Origin of the sequence: Mesorhizobium sp. M7A.F.Ca.CA.001.10.2.1, assembly GCF_003998575.1 — a bacterium.
Classification (GTDB): Bacteria; Pseudomonadota; Alphaproteobacteria; order Rhizobiales; family Rhizobiaceae; genus Mesorhizobium.
Map to the genome: position 1 here is coordinate 1 of NZ_RZQY01000510.1, position 4,429 is coordinate 4,429.

Sequence of the window (4,429 nt, forward strand, 5' to 3'; positions counted from 1 at the left end):
TCCTGGTTCAATGCGCCGGTGCCGACTTTCCTGCCCTCGGAAGGTGACGCGACGGTCCAACTGCTGATCGTCGGGCTGGCGCCCGGCCTTCGCGGTGCCAACCGAACGGGCCGCCCGTTCACCGGCGACTATGCCGGCGACCTGCTCTACTCGACCCTGATTTCGCACGGTTTTGCACGCGGCGAATTCAAGGCCAGACCCGACGACGGATTGGAGCTTGTCGGCACGGCGATCACCAATGCCGTGCGCTGCGTGCCGCCTGAGAACAAGCCGGTGGGCGCGGAGATTGCCACCTGCCGGACATTCCTGGTGCCGACGATCGCCCGGTTCCCTAATTTGCGCGCCGTGCTGGCACTGGGATCGATCGCGCATCAGTCGACGGTGCGGGCGCTGGGTGGGCGCGTCGCCGCCTACCCGTTCAAGCATGGCGGGCAGCTGCCGGCCGGTGGCGTCACGCTGTTTTCGAGCTATCACTGCTCACGCTACAACACCAACACCGGCGTGCTGACCGAAGCGATGTTCGTTAGCGTTTTCAGCCAGATAGCGGAATTCTTGCGGACATAAATGTTTTTGCAGTAATTAGAGTTGGTGTCCGCAGACATCAACTCAGTGCGGCAGTGCATTCAGCGCATCCAACATGGCTGGCCCACCCTGCAGCACATTCAGGTCGACATCGCCATTGATGCCGTCAACGCGACCCCTGTTGTGGTACTGCCAGTAGACCCAGTCGTTGCGATCCGGCTCCAGGAGCAATGAGCGGAGCCAGAGCGGACGGGCAGCAATGCGCCCGGCATAGGCTTCTGCTGCATCGTCGGTCAGATAGACAATCGCAGGCTTGCCGAACGCCGCCTCGACTGGAGCGAGGAACGCGGCCAGTTCGGCGTTCAATTGTTCGGGCGTCGGCCGCTGCGGGCAGTTGCCGCCGAATTCGATATCGACCACGGGTGGCAGCAGGGACTGATCGTGCGGCACCACCGAGATGAAATTCTTCGCCTGGTCCGCACCCGGCCGGCAAAAGGTGAAAAAGTGATAGGCGCCGACGGCGAGACCGGCGGCCCGGGCCTCTTCCAGATTCCGTGCGAAAGCATCATCGACATGATCGCCGCCTTCGGTCGCCTTGATGACGGCAAAGGCGACATCATCGGCGGCTACGCGCCGCCAATCGATCTGGCCCTGATGATGGGAGACGTCGATGCCCCTGACCGGATATTTATCGCGATCCGGCGAGAATGACCTGAAATAGAGATAGCCGCCTGCTGCAAGGAAACACAACAAGACCAGGCTGGCCAAACCAAAGAGGACAATCCGGTTCTTCAAGCGAATGGCCCCGCCTACCCACGCTCTTTTAACAGCCGGCCCTTCTCGCGCGACCAATCGCGCTGCTTCTCGGATTCGCGCTTGTCGTGCAGTTTCTTGCCGCGGCCGACAGCGAGCAGCAGCTTGGCGCGGCCCTGGTCGTTGAAATAGATTTTCAGCGGCACCAGTGTCATGCCTTCGCGGTCGACACTCTGTGACAGTTTCGCCATCTCGCGCTTGTTGAGCAGCAGCTTGCGGCGCCGGCGCGGCTCATGGTTGAAGCGGTTGGCCTGCAGATATTCCGGCAGATAGGAATTGATCAGCCAGATCTCGCCGCCTTCGACCGAGGCATAGCTGTCCTGGATGTTGGCCTGGCCCTGGCGCAGCGACTTGACCTCGGTGCCGGTCAGCACCAGACCGGCCTCGACCGTGTCAAGCACCTCATAGGAAAACCGCGCCTTACGGTTTTCCGAAACGGTCTTGTTGTTGGGATCGGCTTTTCTGACCTGGTTCATGATGCTTAGAGTCCGTTTCGAAACTCGCTCCTGCGAGTCAGATGATGGTGTCATCGAGAACCGGAGCGGAGCGTACATATAGTACGTGAGCACCGGAAGCGCAGGTGACGCCTTCAGATGGCCGCAGGAGTAGAGTTTCCAAACGGGCTCGCTAATTAATCAAGCCGGCGTGCTTCATAGCCGCATCGATCTTGTCGGCAGTCGACTGTTCGATCGTCACCAGCGGCGAGCGCAGCACGTTTTCGACCTTGCCTAGCTTCGACAGCGCATATTTGGCGCCGGAAACGCCAGGCTCGATGAAGATCGCCTTGTGCAGCGGCAGCAGGCGATCCTGCAGATCCAGCGCCCTGACGCTGTCGCCGGCAAGCGTTGCCTCCTGGAATTCGGCGCAGAGCCGCGGCGCGACGTTCGACGTCACCGAAATACAGCCGACGCCGCCATGGGCGTTGAAGCCGAGCGCCGAAGCGTCCTCGCCCGAAAGCTGGATGAAATCCTTGCCGCACGTGGCGCGCTGCTCGGAGACCCGTTCGACCTTGCCGGTGGCATCCTTGACGCCGACAATATTCTTGAAGTCGTGCGCGAGCCGGCCCATCGTCTCCGGCATCATGTCGATGACCGAGCGCGGCGGGATATTGTAGATGATGATCGGCAGCTTGGTCGCCTTGGCGACCGCCGCGAAATGCTCGTAAAGACCGCGCTGTGTCGGCCTGTTGTAGTAGGGTGTGACGACGAGGGCGGCATCGGCGCCGGCCTTCTCGGCATACTGCACGAGGCCGACTGCTTCCTCGGTGTTGTTGGAGCCGGCGCCGGCGACGACCGGAACGCGGCCCTTGGCCACCTCGATACACACCTTGACGACCTGGCGGTGCTCGTCATGCGACAGCGTCGGCGACTCGCCGGTGGTGCCGACCGGCACCAGGCCCGTCGTGCCCTCTGAGAGTTGCCATTCGACGAACGCGCGAAAGGCTTTCTCGTCGAAACGCCCGCTCTTTTCGAACGGTGTCACGAGCGCAGTAAGCGAGCCTCTCAGCATATCGTCCAACTCCTTGGGACTTGTTTGTTCATGCATGCCGTTGCCCCAAAACCGGTATTCACTTTGGGGCGACATGCATCGGTGCTTTATCGTGCGCGCCTTCTAGCCGAAAGCGAAGCGGCGCACCATAGTCTCGACATGGTTGCGCGGCAAGCATTGCCATGGTGCCAGCAAGCGCAATTCGAACGGCCTCGCTAACCCTTTGTTTACGAGCTCTTCACGACCTAAGTTTAGGCTTCGAGGCATCTTCGCCTGCTTGGGGAATGCCAGGACAAGGAAAGACTTAAGGATCATGCCGGGCGGTCGGTCTCATATTCTCGCGCTGCTTGGCGCCACGCTCGCGCTGATGCCGGGCATGGCGATCAGCGGTAGCGTGGACGTACGGGTCACCTCAGCCATTCCGATGCCAGGCGCGGCAATTGCGCTGCCAGACCTGCAGGATAGGACGCGACAGGCGCCCTTGCCTGACGTCGCCCCCCTGAAAAGCGGGCTGGATGCGTTGGCGGCGGGCGATAGTCCCCGCGCTCGTGGAGTGCGCAATGCCCTTCCGGCTCAGTCGCTCGACCAGCATATCCTTGCCTGGGCGATCGCGCTTTATGGCGGCGACAAGGTTCCGAGCGGCGATATCACTGCTGCGGCCAAGATGCTGCCCAATTGGCCGGGCACCGTCGCCCTGCGCAGGAACAGCGAGCGCGCACTCTATCGCGAGAACCCTGCCCCCGACATCGTTATCAGGGCGTTCGACGGCAGCCAGCCGCAGACATTCGAAGGTGTGATGGTTCTTGCCCGCGCCTATGTGGCGTCAGGCAATATCAAGGCGGCACGTTCGGTGCTGTCGCCCTTCTGGCGCACCGCGATCCTGGAGGCCAGGGACGAGGCGGCGCTGATCAAGGAATTCGGCAGCTTGATCCCGGCCACCGACCACCGTTTTCGCATGGAGCGCATGTTCTATGCCGACCGCGCGAATTCCGCCTTGCGCGTCGCCGGCCTGGCCGGCGCCCAGCAACTCGCCGAGGCCTGGGCGGCGGCCGACAAAGGCGACAAGAACGCGCCCAAGCTGCTGAAGGCCGTGCCGGCAATGCAACGTTCGGCCGGCTACTTCTTCGCGCAGGCCGAATATCTGCGCAAGCAGGAGGATTTTGCCGGGGCCGCCGCCATTGTGATGCAGGCGCCGACCGATCGCGACGCTCTCGTCGATCCGGATGCCTGGTGGGTCGAGCGCCGGGTGTTGTCGCGCGAACTGGTAGACCAGGGCGACATGAAGACCGCGTACAAGATCGTCGCCACACACGCCGCCGAAAGTGCCGCCAATGCGGGAGACGCCGAATTCCATGCTGGCTGGTATGCGCTGCGCGGCCTGAACGACCCAAAAACCGCGGCCAGTCATTTCGCTCGCATCGCGGACCTCGCCCAGGGGCCGATGACGCTGTCGCGCGCCTATTACTGGCTCGGCCGTGCCGCGGAAGTCGGTGGTCCGGGCAATGCAAAGGACTATTTTGCGCGCGCCGCTGCCTATGGCACGACATTCTACGGTCAGCTTGCCGCCGAACGCGTGGGCCGGCAGGCGCTGAACATCGCCTACCCC

4 protein-coding genes and 1 pseudogene are annotated in these 4,429 nt (G+C 62.5%); 2 read left to right on the forward strand and 3 right to left on the reverse strand.

The annotated features are described in order from the left end of the window. The coding region (locus EN964_RS26040; RefSeq protein ID WP_164775993.1) for a uracil-DNA glycosylase at nt 1-564 on the forward strand (564 nt) is incomplete at its 5' end. 42 nt (nt 565-606) lie between these two features. On the opposite strand, the gene EN964_RS26045 is transcribed toward EN964_RS26040, so the two are convergent. The 3 genes from EN964_RS26045 to dapA form a co-directional block, all read right to left on the reverse strand. Next, nucleotides 607-1,317 carry a GH25 family lysozyme gene (locus EN964_RS26045; protein ID WP_127267154.1) on the reverse strand — a complete coding sequence of 237 codons (711 nt, stop codon included), beginning with the start codon at nt 1,315-1,317 and terminating at the stop codon, nt 607-609. A gap of 14 nt (nt 1,318-1,331) precedes the next feature. Continuing rightward, nucleotides 1,332-1,811: an SsrA-binding protein SmpB gene (smpB, locus tag EN964_RS26050; protein WP_013532594.1), complete on the reverse strand. Its 480-nt coding sequence runs from the start codon at nt 1,809-1,811 to the stop codon at nt 1,332-1,334. A gap of 151 nt (nt 1,812-1,962) precedes the next feature. Beyond that, nucleotides 1,963-2,844: a 4-hydroxy-tetrahydrodipicolinate synthase gene (gene dapA / locus EN964_RS26055; RefSeq protein WP_127267153.1), complete on the reverse strand. Its 882-nt coding sequence runs from the start codon at nt 2,842-2,844 to the stop codon at nt 1,963-1,965. A 292-nt stretch (nt 2,845-3,136) separates the two neighbouring features. On the opposite strand from dapA, the pseudogene EN964_RS26060 reads away from it, so the two are divergent. Beyond that, a pseudogene (locus EN964_RS26060) lies at nt 3,137-4,429 on the forward strand (lytic transglycosylase domain-containing protein); the annotation flags it as partial.

Coding starts and splice junctions, on each gene's coding strand:
- smpB (WP_013532594.1), bottom strand. CDS start 1,811: ATGAACCAGGTCAGAAAAGCCGATCCCAACAACAAGACCGTTTCGGAA.
- dapA (WP_127267153.1), bottom strand. CDS start 2,844: ATGCTGAGAGGCTCGCTTACTGCGCTCGTGACACCGTTCGAAAAGAGC.